Origin of the sequence: Vibrio sp. THAF190c, assembly GCF_009363355.1 — a bacterium.
Lineage (GTDB): Bacteria > Pseudomonadota > Gammaproteobacteria > Enterobacterales > Vibrionaceae > Vibrio > Vibrio fortis_A.
On sequence record NZ_CP045338.1, the window covers coordinates 1,810,532 to 1,829,906 of the forward strand.

Consider the following 19,375-nt stretch of genomic DNA (forward strand, 5'->3'; position numbering starts at 1 on the left):
ATATCTAGCTTAGGGAGAAAGCTGTGCCTATTCGCATTCCAGACCAATTGCCAGCGAGCGATGTTCTTCGTGAAGAAAACATCTTTGTTATGCCGCTATCAAGAGCATCGACACAGGAAATTCGTCCACTTCGAGTCTTGATCCTCAACCTAATGCCGAAGAAGATTGAAACTGAAACTCAATTTTTACGCCTATTGTCGAACAGCCCGCTACAAGTGGATGTCGAGCTATTACGTATCGACGATAGACCAAGCAAAAACACACCAACTGAGCACCTTGATAACTTTTATCGTCAATTTGAGATGGTAAAAAACCGCAACTTTGATGGACTGATCATCACAGGTGCGCCACTAGGTTTGGTTCAGTTTGAAGATGTGATTTACTGGGATCACCTGAAAACCATCATGGAGTGGGCTAACAAACACGTTACCTCTACCCTTTATGTTTGCTGGGCGGCTCAAGCAGGCTTGAAACTGCTTTACGATCTACCGAAACGTACTCGTAAAGAAAAGTTATCTGGTGTTTATCATCATGAGATTCATAACCCGTACCATCCAATCCTGCGCGGCTTTGACGATACCTTCTTAGCACCACACTCTCGCTATGCTGACTTCTCACCAGAATACCTATCCGACCATACGGACCTCGATATTCTGGCGACATCTGACGTCGCTGGTGTTTACTTAGCAGCGACAAAAGATAAACGAAATGTGTTTGTGACTGGGCACCCGGAGTACGATGCACATACGCTTCACAATGAATACGTTCGTGACCTTGGCGAAGGGATGGAGCCGGTAATACCGATTAACTACTACCCTAACAACAATCCTGATAACAAGCCTATTGCTAGTTGGCGTAGCCATGGTCACCTGTTGTTTTCAAACTGGCTAAACTATTGCGTTTACCAACAAACGCCATACGATTTGGATCATTTCAGCGAAGAAAACTTCACCAAGGACGACTGATTCATCTGAACAGACCTTTGAAACCAATGCGTTTATTCGAGCCGTTAGTCACCTCTCTATTTTGAGTTGGTAACAAGCGGCTTTTTTATGGCGATTGGGTCGCATTAGCTCGCCTTTTTGCCAACCAACCATTCGAGTTCTCCTATCATGTCTGTGAATTCATAAGGAGCCTCTCAATGCCTTCACCCAAGTTAGCCAACTTATCCCCCTTCATACTATTAATTGCGCTCAGTGGATGTGTGTCAGTAACAGAAGGTGAACCACAAAGAGTTGAAGCCGATCCTATTGCAATGTCTGAGTCTCGAATCGCTCTCGGGCTAGGTTATATGGATCAAGAAAATATGGTTCGTGCACGAGAGAATCTTGAATTGGCGATTCAACACGCCCCTCGCTACTATCGTGCTCGCCTATCGATGGCACATTATTATGAAAAAGTTGGAGAAACCGACGAAGCGAGAAAGGAATATAAAACAGCGCTGAGACTAGACTCGAACAATGGTAACGTTCTAAATAACTACGGTACCTTTCTCTGTAAGCAAGGCGATTATGCTCAGGCCGACCGATACTTCAACAAAGCCATTAACCAGCCCTTTTACTACTTAGTTTCGGCAAGCTATGAGAACGCTGGCTTTTGCGCACTAAAGTCAGGTGATAGCAAAAAGGCTAAGTACTACTTCACACGCGCTCTCGACCACGAGCCAAACCGTATTAAATCAATACTGCAATTGACAAAGATCGAGGTATCACAGCAAGAGTTTCGAGAAGCAAGATTGCGCTTGTTTAAGTTCCACCAGCGATATGGGTATCAAATCCCCTCTTTACAGATCTTAGTAGAGTTGGAATCAAAAGCAGGTAACAAAGCTTTACGCGACAAGTATCAATCTATGCTTGATGAGATGAAAGTCTCTTAAGATAAATCGACGTTCATTAAAAAAGCCGACGACTGAATATTATCAGCCACCGGCTTCCATTATTGTTCTACTTCGGCAAAACAGTAGCCTACTATAGTCACTTCAGCGAAATCCAAGTCTGGCGTTGCGACTTATCCATGAAGCTCCAAGCGACAAAACGACTGATTTTTTGTCCTTGCGCCATCTCAACGACTTTAACCTCTTTCGCGTTAAGCTTAACCAGTTGATCCTTTAATACGGCGACGTTTTCCTTTTTGGAAATCAGAGTTGTGAACCATAGAACTTGCGTAGCAAACTCCAAGCTCTCCTTTGCTAAACCAGTGACGAATTTAGCTTCGCCTCCCGGACACCATAGCTCTGCTTTTTGGCCTCCAAAGTTAAGATCGGGCTTGCTTTGCTTACTCGCCATTGCACTCGGACGCGAAACCTTCTTGTCGAATTTACCCTGCTTTTTTGCACGATTCGCCGCAAGGTTATCGAGTTTTCGCTGAGTCCCTTTCTGCGCTTCTTCTAAAGAGCTGTGGAATGGCGGATTACATGTTGTGACGTCGTAACGTTCATTTTCCTTAATGATCCCTTTAAAGAAGGCTGTTGAGTCATGTTGTAATCGACAGTGAATCTTACCTTTCAAGTTAGGGTTGCTTTCAGCAATAAAGTTAGCAGCCTTAACCGAGACAGGATCCACGTCACTTGCGTTGTAACGCCATCCGTACTCCGTAGTCCCGATGATTGGGTAGATACAGTTTGCTCCTACCCCAATATCGAGGGCTTTAACCTTATCATGTTGGTATGGCTTGCCCTGACTTTCACTATTAAGCAGATCAGCAACTCGATGAATGTAATCAGCGCGTCCCGGGATCGGTGGGCACAAGTAGCCAGCAGGAATATCCCAGTGTTGAACACCATAGTGATGTGCAAGCAAAGCTTTGTTCAGAAGCTTCACAGATAATGGATCAGAGAAGTTAATTGTCGATTCACCAACAGGATTCTTCACCAACTGGTCTTTCAGATCAGGTAGAGCTCTCACTAAAGCATTAAAGTCATATCGCCCACGGTGTTGGTTTCGTGGGTGCAAACCGCTTTTGACCTGTGGTTTCTTTACCGTAGTTTGACTAGATTTCTTTATTGCTTTGCTTTGCTTACTAGACGTGGCACGTTGCTTTGATGACGCAGGTTTTTGGCCCTTAGACATCTTAGCTGATGCATTTTTTTTATCATTTTGATTTTTAGAGGCAAAGTTGCGTTTAGGTTTCTGATTCATCGTTTATTTCTTTAAGTCTAAATAGATCATAAACAGGCGAGCATCCAATTCTAATTGGTGATACTCAGGCTCCATATGACAACATAGCTGATAGAAGGCTTTATCGTGCTCTTTCTCTTTGATATGTGCGAGTTCATGAATCACGAGCATTCTTAAGAGAGGCTCTGGTGCATTCTGAAACACACTGGCGATACGAATCTCATTCTTAGATTTGATTTTTCCGCCATGGTTCTTAGCCACATACGAATGCAGGCCCAATGCATTGTTGATTAGGTGGATTTTGCTGTCGTATACCACTTTACTGATTGGTGGCGTCTTCTTCATATAACGGTTTTTAATCCCCATCGCGTAATCAAACAGCGCTCTCTCGCTCTTGATAGTATGGTTTTCGGGATAGCGGGACTCGAACCATTTTACCAATCGACCGGACTCAACCATTTGTGTCACAGGATCAATAATGTGTTGCGGGTAACCTTGAATATAACGCAGTGATGGGTGCATGAAGCTATGCCTTAAAAGAGCTCTTAAGAGAGGACACAAACCAAAGCCGTGTAGTGTAACTGATCACACTTTTCTATTCACCTTAGATTCGCTACACTTTGCCCAGAACCATCAAGAGAGAACCGAAATGAAACGTGTTGTATTGTACGTAGCGGATAAATGCCCTCATTGTAAAGACGCTCAACGCTACTTAGATTCAAAGAACATCACCTACCGCCTGACCAACGCAAAAATGCAGCGTGGCCGTAAAGAGTTACAAGCAATGGGCGCTCGCTCAATCCCAGTACTTAAGATTGGCGACCAAATCATGGTTGGATGGAATCAGAAAAACTTCGACAAGATGTACAACGCCAACTACAACTAGAATCGAGTCGGTTTAAATTGCATCATAAAAAAAGCCCGCATAATGCGGGCTTTTTTGTGCAAGTAATACACAAAAATATAAAAATTGTAGAATCAAATCAGCCTTTAATTTTAAAGACAGCGTTACATTTAACGCATTTGTATTTCGCTTTAATACCCAAAATTTTATCAAACAAAGTTCTGTGTACTCTTACTACTTGCTGCTCTTTACATTTACACTTCATAGAATCTGATCAATATAATGTCAATAATTTGAACTATACGTAATCATTACTGAAAGTAAACCAAATTTACATTTAATCCCTAAAAATCAATAGGTAATCGGTAAAATTGAATATTTTATTCATATAAATTATGTGACATTTAGCCAATAACAATCAAAAATTTAATGGTTATATAATTCATCCGCAAAATATCTGATTTTTACAAAACAACCCTCGCGACTGTTTATTGACACAATTGTTGGTTAAACATACTGCTTAACAAATTCAATAAAGGTTCTATCTGCCTTCGATAAATACCCTTCTTTTCGCCATGCTAACGATAAATTAAGTTTTACTGGTTCACTAAATGGAATACCCACAACATCCGATTCATATTCAGTCACCAAACTCAGCAAAGCGGTTATTGCGAACTCCTGTTTTACGATCGACAAAATCATAGGTAACAAATTCGTTTCGAAGGCGATGCTCATGTCAAGATCGTGTTTCACGCGCATTTGATCAATAAAATCTCGATGAAAATATCCCGACTTAAACATGATCAAGTCTTGCTCAAAGAACTGCTCAAAGGTCAGACTTTTTTGGGCCGCGAATGGGTGGTCTTTACCAACAACCGCCAACATTTCTGAGGCCAGTAGATGGTCTGTTTCTAGATCTTCGGGCACGTTATCATGGTTCACCACACCGATATCGAGCTCACCATTAAGCAACATCTCTCTAATTGAGGCGGTACCAGCATCTATCATGGTGATTTTGAGGTTTGGGTACTGACTTTTAAACGCCATAACCACTCTTGGAAAAAAGTAGCTTCCCATCATGCTTGGCGCGCCCAATCGTACTTCCCCCTTTTCCAACCCCTTCAGCTCATTCATCGCCAGTTGAGCATCTTCAAATTGTTGTCCAATACGTTTGGCGTGCTCGTACAGCACTTTTCCCTCTTCTGTTAACGTCACCTGCTTATCTCCCCGTCGGAATAACGTGAGTTCAAGGGTTTGTTCGAGCTTTTTTATAGAGATACTTAAGGCTGGTTGTGCGATATGAAGCGACTTGGCGGCTTGTGTGAAGTTGCCGTGATCGGCAACCGCTAAGAAATGACGAAGAGATTTTGATTCAAGCATGTTAATATAAAAAATATATTGAGATGATATTTTTAATATATTTCTTTTATCAAGGATGAGTTGATACTTTGTTCACAAGTCGGTAAATAAATAATACAAGGTTCACCTCATGTTTGACGCAGGCACGCCACAATACAGAAACATCACCCGTTCATTGGCGATTGGCTCGTTTATTATTTTTTGTAACCTCTATGTCTTCCAACCCATTCTTCCTCATATGGCGGAAGTGTTCTCAGTTAGCGAAACTCAAGTTAACTGGTTATTCGCTGCGACTACACTCGGTTTATCATTCAGCCTTGTTCCCTGGGCCATCGCATCAGAAAGCTTCGGCCGAAAACCTATTATTCTACTTAGCCTCTTTTTAATTCCGCTAGTTGGTCTCTCTATGGTGTTTACTTCAACGTTATGGCAACTGGTTGCGACACGCGCAATCATGGGGGTTGCAGTTGCTGCCTTTGCTGGCGTCGCCGTTGCGTATATGGTCGAAGAGTTAACACCTAGAGCGTTTGCTATCGCTATTGGTGGCTATATTGCGGCCAACTCGCTAGGTGGGATTTTTGGACGTGTGATAGGTGGGCTCATCACTGACTACTTCGATTGGCATGCAGCTATCCTCTTTTTTGTGGTGAGTTCATCTATTGGTGCTCTCTATATCGCTTGGAAACTGCCAAATCAACATGGATTTAAGCCGCAGAAAGGTCTGTTCTTTCACCACAACCGAGCAGTGATCACTCACCTCAAAAATCCAACACTTTGGACAGCGATGCTCATTGGTGGTGCTAACTTTGCCCTATTCGTTAACTTATATTCCGTAATGGGGTTCAGGCTTGTCGCAGAACCTCACTCGCTTGCGGTCAGCTTGGCGTCGTTGATCTTTCTTTGTTATCTAGCAGGGACGCTTAGCTCCAAGTTCTCTAGTCGCTGGACACAAAGGTATGATCCGCTCGCGGGTATCGCTCTTGGCGCAAGTATCAGTTTACTCGGCATGCTTGTCTCTGCCGTTGAACAGATCCCCTTCATGATTGCTGGTCTTCTATTAATTAGCTTCGGCGCTTTCTTTGCCCACACACTCGCATATGCTTGGGTAAGTCAAAAAGCGACCAAAGCAAAAGCGACCGCAACTGCGCTTTATCTCGTTCATTATTATATTGGCGGTAGTTTGGGTGGGTTCCTGCTACTGTATTGTTGGCAACACTTCGGCTGGAATGGCGTTATGGTAGGAGGTTCATTGTTGTATGGCTTGATCTTCATCTGGCTCTATCAACTTCACCACCATCGCGAAACCAAACCTGCAATGACTCAAGCGCAAGTCTGAGAAACACTTTATTGGGTGTTTGAAAGACCGATTAGTACAGTAACGGCAAATTAGGGTTTTGATTACGACTGATTTTGTTATGCTACGCAAAAATTATTCGGAGCAAGTCATGTCAAACCCATCCTCGAACGATCTTCAGGTTATTCACGACCAAGTTCAACAATGGCTAAATGATGTTGTGATTGGACTAAACCTATGTCCTTTTGCAGCCAAACCACAGCGTAACAAGCAGATTAAGATTTTCGTTAGTGAAGCCACAACTGAAGAGGCGTTGTTGGAAGATATTATGGCGCACTTTGTGGAACTCGATAACACGTCGCCGAAGGAGCTAGAGACAACGCTAGTCGTTGTTCCAAACATGCTTCAAGACTTCTTTGACTACAACATGTTTATTGATTGGATCGAGGCGCTTATTAAGCAGCAAGATTGGGAAGGTATCTACCAAGTGGCGACGTTCCACCCTGATTACTGCTTTGGTGGTGCAGATCCAGAAGATGATGAGAACCTGACTAACCGCTCCCCTTACCCGGTTTATCATTTAATTCGTGAAGAGAGCATGGAAAAAGTGTTGAAGCACTACCCGAACCCAGAAGCAATTCCAGACACCAACATCGCTCGTGTGGAGTCTCTGACACCGGAAGAGCGACGTAAGCTATTCCCGTATTTGTTTGGCGCTAGCTAGTACAAACTTTCTGCGAAGTCATTATATATGGGCGGGCTACAAATTGGTCTCGCCCATTTTCTTTGGCGAGATACAAACACTCATCAGCAACCTTTATCAAATTGTCGAGTGTCGACATTCTATTGAGTTGATCACCTTCATCGGCCAGTTTAAAGTGGCAAACACCCGCTGAAATGGTAATAGGCTCTCTGTCTAAAGTGATCGTTTTCACTGACTGTAAAAGTTGCGTTATGCGGCGCTCAGCATACTCAGGAGTAGATTGAGGGTAACAGACGATGAATTCTTCACCACCGAATCGAGCTGCAATCCCCCCCTCATCGGTATTTTCTCTTAGAACATTGGCGATCTTTTTAAGCACATCGTCACCGATCTGGTGACCATAGTTGTCGTTCACTTTCTTGAAGTGATCAATGTCGATCACCGCAATGCTACCAACCCCTTCGCCTGCCCTAAGCTTCTCAACCTCTGCATTCAGCTTTTTAAATAGGCAACGACGATTGGGTAGTCTGGTCAGTGGATCGTATAGGGCTTGATATTCTAATTTCTCATTAAGCTGTTTAAGTCGCAACTCTTGCGCTCTTCGAACCAACTCCACTTCAATCCACGAAGCCATCAGCTTCATCACGTCGATATCAATCTCTCTAAATTTTCGATAATAAGGTGTTGGACTAGAGAAGTTTAAGGTGCCGTAGATTTCATTATCAACATAGATTGGAATGCCGATATAAGACTCTAAAGCGAAAGCTTTGTATGCTGGGTGTGCGGCGTAAACATCATGTGTGCCGCAATGTTCGATTGAAATCGGGCCACGAGCTTGGCAAGTAATCTCGCAATATGTGGCTCTGTAATCAAAGGAGTCACCTTGTTGGAGTGGTACATCTTCAGGAGTGACGCAATATTGAACCGTGTAATTATCCCCTTCGACTTTAGATAGAATTCCAATATCGAGTTCAAATCGTTGTAAGCCCATCTCCAAGAGCTGTACGATTTGTACATCAAACCCTTTTTGATAGTGGTTAGTAATTTGATACAAGCGTCGAATAACAACTTCGCTTTCGCTGGCTCTATTCATAAATCGATTCTCTACTTTAGTAGATGGCTCTCATATAAGCCATTCCTGATATTGATGAGTAAAAGGGAAAAACAATCAATATACAAATACTTTGATAGCAATCAGAGACATTGACACAAAGAATATGTTCTCAACTGCTTGTCTTGTGAATAGCGCCAAACTTCTAGCTTTGCTAAAATGCCCGTCTACCAAAGACAAATGGATAGGAATATGACCCTTTCTCAACTAAACCAAACCATCTTCGATCACCTTTACCGCGATATTAAAGAGTTCCGTAGCACTTTTGATCTTCCTGTTGCTGCACCAGAAACCATGGACGACAAAGGCGATACTCTTCACACATCTTTAGCCATCGAAGAGCTGACTGAACTTGCAGAAGCCGATTCAAAAACAGAACAAGCCGATGCAATCGTCGACAGCGTCTATGTATTGATGGGTCGTTTAGTCCATATGGGCCAAGACAAAGTTGAAGATAATCTAGCAATCAGCTACCTAATTGATTTGTTACTTAATGTCGCGAAGAACCGCGCTATCGACTTCCTACCATGCTGGGACGAAGTGCACTCAAGCAACATGAGTAAGGTATGTCGCAACGAGAAAGAGTATGCAGAAACTGAAGCATTCTACGCTGAACAAAACATCAAGCTAATGGCTGTACAAAAAGGTGATTACATCATCGCGAAGTGTGCAGAAGATTTCGTTTCAGAAGAGAAAACCATTCGCCAAGGTAAAGTGCTTAAGTCGGTTTACTACCGTCCAGCTGATCTTGCGCCGCTAACGGTTTAAAAATATTTCCTTATAAGCGAAATTTAAAAAGCGCCTCAAGTTCTGAGGCGCTTTTTGTTTATTTCTACAGACCAATGTGGCTGACTGAGTTAGCTTGGTTGGATTCTTGCCATGTGGTAAGCCGCAACATATTCGCCATCACGAAATGCAAATGCCGCAGACTCCCCTTCAATTTGAAAACCAAACTTTTTGTAGAGGTTAATAGCCTGCTCGTTGTCGGTGTAAACTGTCAGTTCAAGGCGCTTAATGTTAATCCAGTTATCACAAAGTTCGACCGCAGTCTGCAATAATGCACTACCAACACCTTTCCCCGCAAAGTTATCTTTGACCCCCATGCCCAACGAGGCGACGTGCCTGCGTCTCGGGTTAACACAGACCTCTAAGCCAAGGTTGCCAATGACTTCGCCTTGGTACAACGCGACGTAAGAATAGACATGCTCTGGAACATGGGTGAGACGCTTCTCCCAGAGGTCGAGCGAAGGGTGTGGGAGTTGCAGGGTGCCGCGAAACGCATTTGGGCACTCGTAGATCTCTTTAACACTTCTTGCATCACTCGGTTCTGTGCGTCTTACTTGTATTTCCATTTCATTTCCTTCTTAGTTCATGTTGTTTTATCACTCTAATTGCTGTTCCTTTCACAGTAACAAAACAGCGTTAAATAACAACAGGCTAGAAGAAAAATAATGAAATTAATAAGTTACATAGTAAAAGGTGCTAGATAGCGTTTCGCCTTAAGGGAACGAGCCATTAGTAGTCAGATTTAGCTGTCAATTAAGGCCCAGAGAAAACGCGACTTCTTTTACTTGAAACTAAGGCCGTGAATGAATTATTCGAAAAGTAGATAAGTGGAATCATCGACAGTAATACTCTTAATTCGGGTATTAAACACTTGCTCGAGCTGCTCTGGAACCATCACCTTTTCAGCTGTGCCAACCTTTTGTAACACACCTTTATCTAACAGAAGCACTTGGTCAGCATGCCGTAAACTTCGATTCAAATCATGGTTCGCCATTAAAACTGCAATCCCTTGCTTGGCGACCCGGTCGATAAGCTTATAGAGCAACGCTTCTTGTCCAATATCCAGCGGTGCAGCTGGCTCGTCAAGAATCAGTAACTTCGAATAGGGATTTAACGACGGCCAAATCTGAAGACACATACCCGCCAAACGGACACGTTGCCATTCGCCGCCAGAAAGGGTCTGTATTGAGCGGTGCAGCTTATCGCTTATCTCGAGCATCTCGCTAACCTCTGTCAGCACCTCAGACACGATCGCGCTGTGAGGCTCTGCAGAACTTGGCAGGGACAAAGCAAGAAATTGGAACACCTCTAGGTTGAACGCTGGTCGTGCACTCTGACTTAAATAAGCACGCTGCAGAGAGAGATCTTGCAATGAAAAACTCGATAGTGGTTTATCAGCCCACATCACTTCACCTGTATAACCCTCTCCAATACCAGAGATCGCCTCGAGTAAGGTACTCTTACCGCTGCCATTTGGGCCGATAACATGAGTAACCTTCCCCGGTTGTAGGTCGAATGAAAGCGGCAGCAGCCTTGAGCCTACGCTTAAACTTTTAATTTGAATCATGATTTTTCACCAACATCCAAATAAAGATTGGCGCACCAATCGTGGTTGTCATAACACCAAGCGGCAACTCAGCAGAATCAAGCAGTGTACGAGCGCAGATATCTGCAAACACCAACAATGCTGCACCTGATACCGCAGAGAGTGGAAGCAGATATCGGTTATCAGTACCTATCGCCAAACGTAATAGATGTGGCACGACTAAGCCCACAAAGCTGATCACGCCCCCAAGGGCGACGGCACAACCGACAAGTATTGAGACAGCGAAAATCAAACGCCAGCGTAGTGACGATACGTTGATACCTAGCTGAGCTGCGTGTACCTCCCCTATCATCAGTTTGTCTAGTTTACTTCCTTGCAAACACAACCATATGACGACGGGAATCATCACTAAGGTAAGAGTGTGTTGATACCAAGCGACACCACCTAAGCTACCCATCAGCCAATACATCAGTTGGCGAAGGCTTAAATCATCACTAAAATAGAATGCCCAGGTCACCATCGCCCCCGACAAAATGCCAAGTGCAACGCCAATCAACAAGAGTTTTGCGGTGGTTAAACGCATCGCTCTCACCATGCCCACCAGCAGAAGTGTAAAACAGAGCGAGCCGATCACCGCTGCAATCATAAAGAGTTCGGGCGTTGGAGCGAACGGTAAGAAAAACAGAACAACAACCATTGCGAGACTAGCGCCACCGGAAATTCCGAGCACACCGGGCTCTGCTAATACGTTTCCTAACAAAACTTGTAAGCTTGCTCCAGACACGGCAAGCGCTGCGCCTATTGCAATTGCAGCAAGCAGACGTGGAAGTCGTAAATCAACCAGTAACTTTTCTTCAAGTGGAGAGAGTGTATTCAACGGAGAGATAAAGAGATCGCCGACCATTAAATAGAGGCCGCTGAGAACAAACAGCGCTGCAAGCATCAGATAGATGGCGCGAGTCCAGCGTCGCTGTTTTTGTTGAATAAGGTATTGGAAATCCATATCAAGCTACTTTAACTAAGTTCGCGTAACCTTACCTGTATCCCCAAATAAACACAAGGTTCGCAATAACGTGCGAACCTTGTGATATCAATCGTTTGAGATGAATTAGTAGCGTTGATTAATCGTAAACCAGTTGGCCATGATCAAATCGAGTTTCTACCTCACACACCATTAGTGCAGCACGTTGTCCAATAGCAACATTGCGATTTGGAAACACTACTGCTTCATTCTCATTTTTAGCCATCAATGGTTTATCACCGTCGTGACCAAACACTTCACCATGTTTGAATGCAGTGAAGTTCTCAACTGAGTCTGAGAACATGAAGTCAAAATCGTCATGTAAACGAACAATAGTACGACTTACACGATAAGTAATGGTTTTCTTTGGTAGGTGCTCAGGCTCAGTTTCAGCGATAAGGTTACGCATCGCCAAATCAAATGCCGTTAGCTTATCGAGTTGGTTCTCACCAATGCGCGCCACCTGCCCGAGCTCCATTGTTAGTGCCTGCGCACCAAAGTTTTCTGCACTGTACCAACTGAATGTACTGGTTGGAGAGTTTGAAAGCAGCAAAGCCTCTACGTGCCCGCTGTTAATAAAATCAATGAGCTCTTGGCTGCGAACGGGATGACGAACTTTAGGGCTTACTGCAAATGAATAGTGCTTCGATAAACGAATTGCACAGTGAAGGTCTAAATGCCAGCGCGTCTCAGGTTGAGTATCTCGATAGAACTCAGTAACTAAGTGCTTTAGATGGTTCGCAATCTTGCTTTCGCGGTTTACTTCATACTCTTTATCGTCAAAAAGACGGTTCATGTTTACATCAAGAAAACGGGTATGAGCGTTGGTCGCTTCTGGGTGAGCGATAATAAACAAACAGCGAGCTTTTACTGATTGGAAACCTGTTTCAATGTCTTCAATAATCTTATCAACCAGTTCCATTGGTGCGGTTTCATCACCATGAACGCCTGTTGAAAAAATGATGTTCTTGGTCTGTTGATCGTAATCCGCTGGAATTACTTCAAAGACACCACGTTGATGGACTTTTAGTTGTACTCCATTACCTAGTACGGTTTGTCCTGCAAGCACTTCTTGTTCAAGATCTAGGCTGTCCAAAAGAAATGATTGGCGAAAGAGAGATTTCGTCATGCGCTACTCCTTAATTGCACGGCCGTATGTTAATAAATTGTACAAAGAAATTGTGTTGCTATGATCGCACTTATCAACAGAAACTCCGTTATCACTCACAAATACTGCCCATAAATAGTTATATTGGCCCTGCTTATATCAGGGAGAATTAAACCTTGCGAGGTTTTTAAGCTATATCAATCAGATAAGAGCCGTGTAACCTACCACAGCTCTTATTGAGTATGAACCGATTAAGATCAATTAATCTTCTTGATTGAGCAGTCTTTCAAACTCGTCGATTTGCGCAGACACCATATCGATACTCTGTTGCCAGAAGTCCGCTTCAGTAAGATCCATACCTAGGTGCTTAGCCACCACATCTTCAGCCATCATGCTGCCTGTGTCTCTAAGAAGTGCGACGTAGTCACTGTAAAAGCGTTCGCCCTTAACTTCTCGTTGCGCGTACACGCCCTTACTGAATAGGTAGCCGAACAGGTACGGATAGTTGTAGAAACTCACTTGCGAGATACTGAAGTGCAGCTTACTAGCCCAGAAGTAAGGGTCAGCTTCACTCATTGCTTCGCCGTACCACGCTTTCCACGTTTTCTCCATTAAGTCACACAACTGCTTAGCCGTAAGCTCGCCTTTCTCGCGCTGTTCATAGAAAGCCTTTTCGAACTCAAAACGTACTGGAATATTGATCATCAATGCCAAAGATGAAGAGAGCTCTTCCCACAGCATTTCTAGCTTCTCATCACGCGTTTCTGCTTGTTTTAGCAAGTAGTCACGAACAATGTTTTCCGCAAAGATTGAAGCAGTTTCCGCCAACGTCATCGGGTAACGAGTTTGACACAGTGGCATGTCACGCATAACCCAGTTATGGAAGGCATGACCAAGCTCATGAGCAAGAGTCATAAGATCCGAACGACTTCCACTCCAAGTCATGAATACCAGTGGCGAACGCGTGGCTGCGAACTTGGTACAGTAAGCTCCCAAGCGTTTGTTTGGCGCAGGCGCTGCATCAATCCAGCCATTTTCAACCATAAGGTCAACAAACTGCGCCATCTCTGGATTAACTTCTGCAAAGGCAGTCTTAATCACATCGATCGCTTCATCAAACGGGTAAACCTTAGATTCAGCATCACCCAGTGGAGGCATCGCAGCAAGGTGGTTCCAAGGTTTCATCTCATCCAGGCCATGGACTTTCGCCATCAACAAACCCGCTTTTTGGCCTACCGAGCGATTGGCTTTTGCTGTTGCCATCATGGTGTCGAGTGTTTCAGGCACGATACGACTTCCATGCAGGCTTGGGGCTAAGAAATGCACATCACAGATCTTCGAGCGTTTTTTGTTTTCAGTTAAACGCCACCCTGCCAATGCGTTAAGAATGGAAGCGAACGATTCTTGATGCGTCGCCATCGCTTGTTGAACAGCGCGCCAAGCCGGTTCTTGTTTATCAAATTCACTACCATAAAGAAGGCTCGCCGCTTGTGAGAAACCAAGTTCTTCCTCTTCACCTTCAAGCTGCAGTGAGAGTTTTAATGAACCCGTTAAGTTGTCGTATAAACGCCCCCACGCATCACGACCATCAACTTCCATTGCAGCAAGCAGTTGTTCTTCGGCAACACTTAGACGAGTTGCCGCTAGTTTACGAGAACTCTCAATGGCAAAACCTTGACCTGCTACATCTGGGCTGGTGTGATCTAGTACTTTGGTGATGAAATCCACATCAGCGTGAACCAGAGTATCTTCATATGGGCTAAATGCCTGAGACATTTCAGAGTTGAGTTTTGCAACACGGCCCAAAAGCTGTTTCGCTTCGGTATGGGTTGCATCCACTGACGCGTGGCAATTTGCGAAGGTATGAATGGTTCCCAACAGCGTGCCTGCCGCTTCGGAGGTTTGAATCGCATTCTGCATCGCGATCACGGTATCGCGCTTTTCAACATGAAGATATAACAGTTCGATACACTGCTCGATCAATTCAATATCTTGTTCAATTTTTGAATCGTCTAATCCACGATATGCAATGCTCAAATCCCAACTTGGCGTTGTCATGAGTTCTGTCCTTATTCTGTGCGATGTTCTATCGATAAATTGGTATATATTAAAATCCAGTTTTCACTGGCTGGTGCTAGGTCGCTAACAATGGCTGCCCAATCACCTTCACACTGATATAGTTATTGTCGTCTGTTTGTGTGATTTGAATATGTGTCAGAGACGCGTTGCCAATGGCAAGGTTGGAGTAAAGCGTTGGCTTCTTCCAATCAATATCCAAACAATACGCCAAAATCATTCTAATTACGCCACCATGCGTAACCAATAATGTGTTGTCATTGGTGCAACTAATAAGTTGCGACCAACCTTGAATTACTCGTTGATGGAACGCCTGTAAACTTTCCGCTCCAGCAAGTTGGTGATTTGCTGGGTCTTGCCAGAACGACTCCAAACTATCCCATTGGTCGCTAAGAAGATCGAAAGGCACGCCATCTACATCACCGAAATTCATCTCTTGCAGCTCGTCGATGCTCTGCAAAGCTATTGATTTGGCTTGCGCCGCTCTCTCTGCCAAATCATAACAACGGCGCAGTGGTGATGTTGCTACTGCATCAAATTTAACCGGAAGCGCTGTTATTTCTGCGCAAATCTCATCTTGGAGTGACGCGTCAACGAGCACGTCTGTCTTGCCATTGAGCGCCGCCTCTCCAAGTACTTTGCCATGACGAACGAGGTAAATATTTTTGGTACGTATCTTGTTCAATATGAGCCCGTTAGCCTTCGTTTTTTAGAATCATAGGTAAACCTGCTGCAATGAAAGTAACTTGCTTCACCACTTTTGCTAATGCTTGATTCATTCTGCCAGCATTGTCTACAAATAAACGAGACACTTGCCCCATAGGAACAACCCCAAGGCCTACTTCGTTCGAAACCAAAATGATATTTGCTGGGCTCACTTCGACGGCATCGACTAACTCTTCGATCCAACTTTCGACTTGTGCATTAGTCGCTTGTTCGCCAAGTTGATAAATCACGTTGTTGAGCCAAAGTGTTAAGCAATCTACCAAAACCACATCTGATGAATTTAAATCGCGCAGTGTTTTTGCAAGCTCAAGCGGCACTTCATGTTCGTTCCAACGCGTATCCCGTCGTTGTTGGTGATGAAGAATGCGAGCCTCCATCTCAGCATCAAAACTGGTCGCAGTTGCTATGTAGTGCAGCTGAAACGCGTCGTTACTCGATTTCTCAATGGCTTGTTTTTCAGCGAAGCTCGACTTTCCTGAGCGTGCTCCACCAAGAATTAAATGCGTGGTTTTTCCATTGTTCATGATTCGTGTTTACCCCATAAGTCCGTTATAAAACGTAGCGATAAACAGTAAGTAAGTTGAAAGTTCGACCAGCTGCTGCGCGGCGCCTAAGCAATCTCCAGTAAAGCCACCAATACGCAGCGTTAGCCAACGTTTAAGCAGTGTGCGGACGACATAGCCTATGACTAACAACAAAGCGCTAAATTCGATACCAAACCATAAGCTCGGCATTAATCCAATGGTAATCAAAAATAAAGTTTCAGTGCGTGTCTGCTTATTGGCTAATGGCTTACTCTTGCTGGTATCAGGATCGCTGACATAAGGCATGTCATAAATCAGCGACGCTGCAATGGCTCGACTAAATGCGTAGCTAGAAACCAAGATCATGAAAAGATCCGCGGTACTTGTTTGCTCAATAAGCTCGCTCAGAAACACCCACTTCCCTAACAGAGCCATAATCAATGCAGAAGCGCCATAAGTACCAATACGACTGTCTTTCATGATGGTTAGGCGTCGCTCAAGGGTCATGCCTCCACCAATACCATCGGCCATATCTGTCAGGCCATCTTCGTGGAATGCACCTGTCAGCATTAAGCTAAATGCCATCATAAGGATCAATGCTACGTCAGCAGGTAAGAACAAACTTAGCAAAACATAAACAGTGGCGCACAATAGCCCGAGCAAAATGCCGACCGTCGAAAAATAACGCCCGGCTCGATTCATACGCTCTTCCGAATAAGGCGTATCATGGGGCACTGGTAGACGAGAGAAGAAACCCAGCGCCAACAAAAACAGTTGCCACTGATATTTAAAGCCGCTGTTTGTCTCAGACTGGTTCATTACACCGTCACTCCAGCACTCTCAAAACTGGCCATGTTGTTGTAGAACTCAGCGGCGGCCTTAATCAGAGGCAGTGCCAATGCAGCTCCCGTACCCTCACCTAGCCTTAGTCCCAAATCCAACATAGGTTCGGCATTTAATTCTCTCAATACATATTGATGTGCGTGTTCTTGAGACTTGTGTGCAAACAACATGTAATCACGACATGCTGGTTCAATTAAGTTCGCCACATACGCAGCTACCGAGACAATAAAGCCATCTACCAAAATCGGAGTTTGCGCCTTAGCTGCGCCGATAAACCCACCAACCATTTGTACAATTTCAAAGCCACCCACTTCAGCAAGCACTTGCTCTACTGTTTTGCCTTCACAACGCTCGACACCGTTGGCAACAACTTGCTGCTTTCGCTTAAGTTGTTGGTCATCTATTCCAGTACCAAGGCCAACACACTCTTTTGCATCTAACCCAGTTAATGCGCTAAGTATTGCCGAGGCACTGCTGGTATTGCCAATACCCATTTCACCAAACATAACGAGATTGCAGCCATACGCGATTTTACTTTCAATCAAAGACTGACCATAGCTGATCCCTTTCTCGACCTGATCAAGTGACATAGCTGCTTGTTGATTAAAGTTGTGAGTACCATTACCCAACCTTTGAGTGACCAATACTGCGGTATTGCTGCCCGAAATCGCGCTGGTATCGATAGCTTGTAAAATACCTGCGTCCACGACGGTTAGGTCAATATCGTTTAACCGACAGAAACAGTTAATCGCGGCGCCACCATGGACAAAGTTCAATACCATTTGCTGAGTCACAGCACTCGGAGCAATACTCACCCCCTCATCCGCGATACCGTGGTCACCAGCAAAAACAAACATTGAAGGCTTCGTGATTTGAATTGTCTCAGCCGGTATTTGGCTTTGTTGACTTTGAATGAGCGCCAATTGAAAAGCTGTCTTCTCTAATAGGCCAAGAGCGCCCAATGGTTTGGTTTTTTGATCGATTCGATTCTGGATAAACGCCGAATGTTGAGTGTCTAGCATGGAAATGACTTACCAATGTGATGATTTGAGATTTTAATCGTTAAATGACTGCTTTTGCTGAGAGAGCAGTAGTTTCTTACGTAGAAAAATAGTTTCTTACATAGTAAAACCAGAAAACAGAGCCCATCGTTGACTCTGTTTTCGATTATTTTGGTCGCGCTACCGAAAAAACATTTGAGAGCGTCGCGTATTCACCGCCACCAAGGCGTGACAACGGGTTTAGCGCTAGCGCATCAATTTTCAATCGCTCACTGGTTTGATCGATAATCTCTTCAGCAATGTATACCGCTTCAACCTTTGCGAATACCAAGCTTTGTGGAACCTCTCCCACTTCTTTAACTTCAAACAACGTACAACCAAACGCCACAGAGCAAGATTTAACTCGAGGCAAAAAGAAACCTTCAAACTCGACTAACTCAATATCGTTCGCTTGTACTTCAGAATGATTGTGCTCGAGTGTTGCAGCTGTAGCCGTCATTACTTCTGCAGAGGATTCAGACGCAATATGAATAACTAACTTACCGGTTTCTATTGCATTTTTGGCGGTGTCTTTGATTTCACCTGTCGGCTTTTTTCCAACAGAAAGCATCAACAATGGAGGCTGGCTCGATACTGGAGTGAAGTAGGAAAACGGAGCAAGGTTAAATACATCACCACTTGATTTGGTTAACGCCCATGCTATTGGACGAGGTACAACCGTTTGAGTCATCAGGTGGTAGATTTCATTTGCAGAGAGAGTATCGAACTGGAGGTTCATCGCGCATCCTTGGCTGTGACAAAGTAACAATCAGTGTACTTGCTATCGCCTAATCTATCTATCGATAAGTCCCTTTTGACTCCGTGTTTGTTGTCGAATTGAACAAAATCGACTTAAAAATCTCATTTTGACTGTCAATTTGAACAATCCTGGACCGTTCAATATTGTATTCCAATAAAATCAATCACTTAAAAGTTGGCATCAGTTATGCTTCTATTAAAGTGCTTTAAGTCACTCACTATGAAAAGCCAAGTGTACGGCTTTCAAGGAACGAAAGCTGAGGTACACATTTAGCAAAATAAGATTTAGGAGGTCTTTATGTTCGCTAACCAAAGTAGAAGAAAGCCGAATAAATCTGGTAAACAAAGCAAAAAGGTGAAGAAAATCCCACTCTCCTTCACTTAGGTAAGCGCCCGTCTCCAGCGCAAGCCAGAAAGCCCGCTCCCCGCGGGCTTTTGTTTTATTGCGCCTTAAGTTACTAAACCGTCCATTGCTCCGAGTGCTCAGTTATTTAGCACCGTGTCCTTTGTTGACTGCTC

Annotated in this window: 20 protein-coding genes; 6 read left to right on the plus strand and 14 right to left on the minus strand. The window is 44.1% G+C overall.

Translation table 11 applies throughout. The features are described 5' to 3' along the window. Window positions 1–23: 23 nt before the first annotated feature. Together metA and pilW are read left to right on the plus strand one after the other, a co-directional pair. Window positions 24–965 carry a homoserine O-succinyltransferase gene (metA, locus tag FIV04_RS08015; protein ID WP_032548884.1) on the plus strand — a complete coding sequence of 314 codons (942 nt, stop codon included), beginning with the start codon at window positions 24–26 and terminating at the stop codon, window positions 963–965. A gap of 176 nt (window positions 966–1,141) precedes the next feature. Next, a complete protein-coding gene (gene pilW, locus FIV04_RS08020) occupies window positions 1,142–1,876 on the plus strand; it encodes a type IV pilus biogenesis/stability protein PilW (protein WP_152468801.1) in 735 nt (244 codons plus the stop codon). 97 nt (window positions 1,877–1,973) lie between these two features. On the opposite strand, the gene rlmF is transcribed toward pilW, so the two are convergent. Then, window positions 1,974–3,137: a 23S rRNA (adenine(1618)-N(6))-methyltransferase RlmF gene (rlmF, locus tag FIV04_RS08025; RefSeq protein WP_152468802.1), complete on the minus strand. Its 1,164-nt coding sequence runs from the start codon at window positions 3,135–3,137 to the stop codon at window positions 1,974–1,976. Between the two features lie 3 nt (window positions 3,138–3,140). Beyond that, window positions 3,141–3,638: a YgjP-like metallopeptidase domain-containing protein gene (locus FIV04_RS08030; protein ID WP_152468803.1), complete on the minus strand. Its 498-nt coding sequence runs from the start codon at window positions 3,636–3,638 to the stop codon at window positions 3,141–3,143. A gap of 127 nt (window positions 3,639–3,765) precedes the next feature. Between FIV04_RS08030 and FIV04_RS08035 the strand changes: the two genes are divergently transcribed. Then, the gene (locus FIV04_RS08035) at window positions 3,766–4,002 is read left to right on the plus strand and encodes a glutaredoxin family protein (RefSeq protein WP_032549688.1); all 237 of its coding nucleotides are present in this window, start codon (window positions 3,766–3,768) and stop codon (window positions 4,000–4,002) included. Window positions 4,003–4,467: 465 nt separating this feature from the next. Here FIV04_RS08035 and FIV04_RS08040 read toward each other — a convergent pair whose 3' ends face one another. Then, on the minus strand, window positions 4,468–5,340 hold the full coding sequence (locus tag FIV04_RS08040) for a LysR family transcriptional regulator (protein ID WP_032548879.1): 873 nt from the start codon (window positions 5,338–5,340) through the stop codon (window positions 4,468–4,470). Between the two features lie 109 nt (window positions 5,341–5,449). Here FIV04_RS08040 and FIV04_RS08045 point away from each other — a divergent pair, with 109 nt between their 5' ends. Continuing rightward, complete coding sequence (locus FIV04_RS08045) at window positions 5,450–6,655, plus strand: MFS transporter (protein WP_152468804.1); 1,206 nt, start codon at window positions 5,450–5,452, stop codon at window positions 6,653–6,655. A gap of 109 nt (window positions 6,656–6,764) precedes the next feature. Beyond that, complete coding sequence (locus FIV04_RS08050) at window positions 6,765–7,337, plus strand: DUF1415 domain-containing protein (protein ID WP_152468805.1); 573 nt, start codon at window positions 6,765–6,767, stop codon at window positions 7,335–7,337. Here the strand turns inward: FIV04_RS08050 and FIV04_RS08055 are convergent. Continuing rightward, window positions 7,330–8,409 (minus strand): sensor domain-containing diguanylate cyclase, encoded by a 1,080-nt coding sequence (locus FIV04_RS08055; RefSeq protein ID WP_152468806.1) that lies wholly within the window; start codon window positions 8,407–8,409, stop codon window positions 7,330–7,332. The genes FIV04_RS08050 and FIV04_RS08055 overlap by 8 nt on opposite strands. Before the next feature lie 210 nt (window positions 8,410–8,619). On the opposite strand from FIV04_RS08055, the gene FIV04_RS08060 reads away from it, so the two are divergent. Beyond that, window positions 8,620–9,195, plus strand: coding sequence for a nucleoside triphosphate pyrophosphohydrolase family protein (locus tag FIV04_RS08060; RefSeq protein ID WP_032548874.1), 576 nt, complete (start codon window positions 8,620–8,622; stop codon window positions 9,193–9,195). Window positions 9,196–9,284: 89 nt separating this feature from the next. Here FIV04_RS08060 and FIV04_RS08065 read toward each other — a convergent pair whose 3' ends face one another. From FIV04_RS08065 to FIV04_RS08110, 10 genes are all read right to left on the minus strand, one after another. Then, the gene (locus tag FIV04_RS08065) at window positions 9,285–9,779 is read right to left on the minus strand and encodes a GNAT family N-acetyltransferase (protein WP_152468807.1); all 495 of its coding nucleotides are present in this window, start codon (window positions 9,777–9,779) and stop codon (window positions 9,285–9,287) included. Between the two features lie 242 nt (window positions 9,780–10,021). Then, a complete protein-coding gene (btuD, locus tag FIV04_RS08070; protein WP_152468808.1) occupies window positions 10,022–10,780 on the minus strand; it encodes a vitamin B12 ABC transporter ATP-binding protein BtuD in 759 nt (252 codons plus the stop codon). Further along, complete coding sequence (btuC, locus tag FIV04_RS08075; protein ID WP_152468809.1) at window positions 10,767–11,762, minus strand: vitamin B12 ABC transporter permease BtuC; 996 nt, start codon at window positions 11,760–11,762, stop codon at window positions 10,767–10,769. The genes btuD and btuC overlap by 14 nt, the downstream gene beginning before the upstream one ends. A 118-nt stretch (window positions 11,763–11,880) precedes the next feature. Next, window positions 11,881–12,909, minus strand: coding sequence for a succinylglutamate desuccinylase (locus FIV04_RS08080; protein WP_152468810.1), 1,029 nt, complete (start codon window positions 12,907–12,909; stop codon window positions 11,881–11,883). A gap of 240 nt (window positions 12,910–13,149) precedes the next feature. Beyond that, window positions 13,150–14,946 (minus strand): M3 family oligoendopeptidase, encoded by a 1,797-nt coding sequence (locus FIV04_RS08085; protein ID WP_152468811.1) that lies wholly within the window; start codon window positions 14,944–14,946, stop codon window positions 13,150–13,152. 76 nt (window positions 14,947–15,022) lie between these two features. Next, complete coding sequence (locus tag FIV04_RS08090; protein ID WP_152468812.1) at window positions 15,023–15,649, minus strand: histidine phosphatase family protein; 627 nt, start codon at window positions 15,647–15,649, stop codon at window positions 15,023–15,025. 10 nt (window positions 15,650–15,659) lie between these two features. Next, window positions 15,660–16,214, minus strand: coding sequence for a bifunctional adenosylcobinamide kinase/adenosylcobinamide-phosphate guanylyltransferase (gene cobU, locus FIV04_RS08095; RefSeq protein WP_152468813.1), 555 nt, complete (start codon window positions 16,212–16,214; stop codon window positions 15,660–15,662). A gap of 9 nt (window positions 16,215–16,223) precedes the next feature. Beyond that, complete coding sequence (locus FIV04_RS08100; protein ID WP_152468814.1) at window positions 16,224–17,033, minus strand: adenosylcobinamide-GDP ribazoletransferase; 810 nt, start codon at window positions 17,031–17,033, stop codon at window positions 16,224–16,226. Continuing rightward, window positions 17,033–18,079: a nicotinate-nucleotide--dimethylbenzimidazole phosphoribosyltransferase gene (gene cobT / locus FIV04_RS08105; protein ID WP_152468815.1), complete on the minus strand. Its 1,047-nt coding sequence runs from the start codon at window positions 18,077–18,079 to the stop codon at window positions 17,033–17,035. Before cobT ends, FIV04_RS08100 begins: the two co-directional genes overlap by 1 nt. Before the next feature lie 145 nt (window positions 18,080–18,224). Next, entirely contained in the window at window positions 18,225–18,836 is a 612-nt protein-coding gene (locus tag FIV04_RS08110) for a flavin reductase family protein (protein ID WP_152468816.1), read from the minus strand. Between the last annotated feature and the right edge of the window lie 539 nt (window positions 18,837–19,375).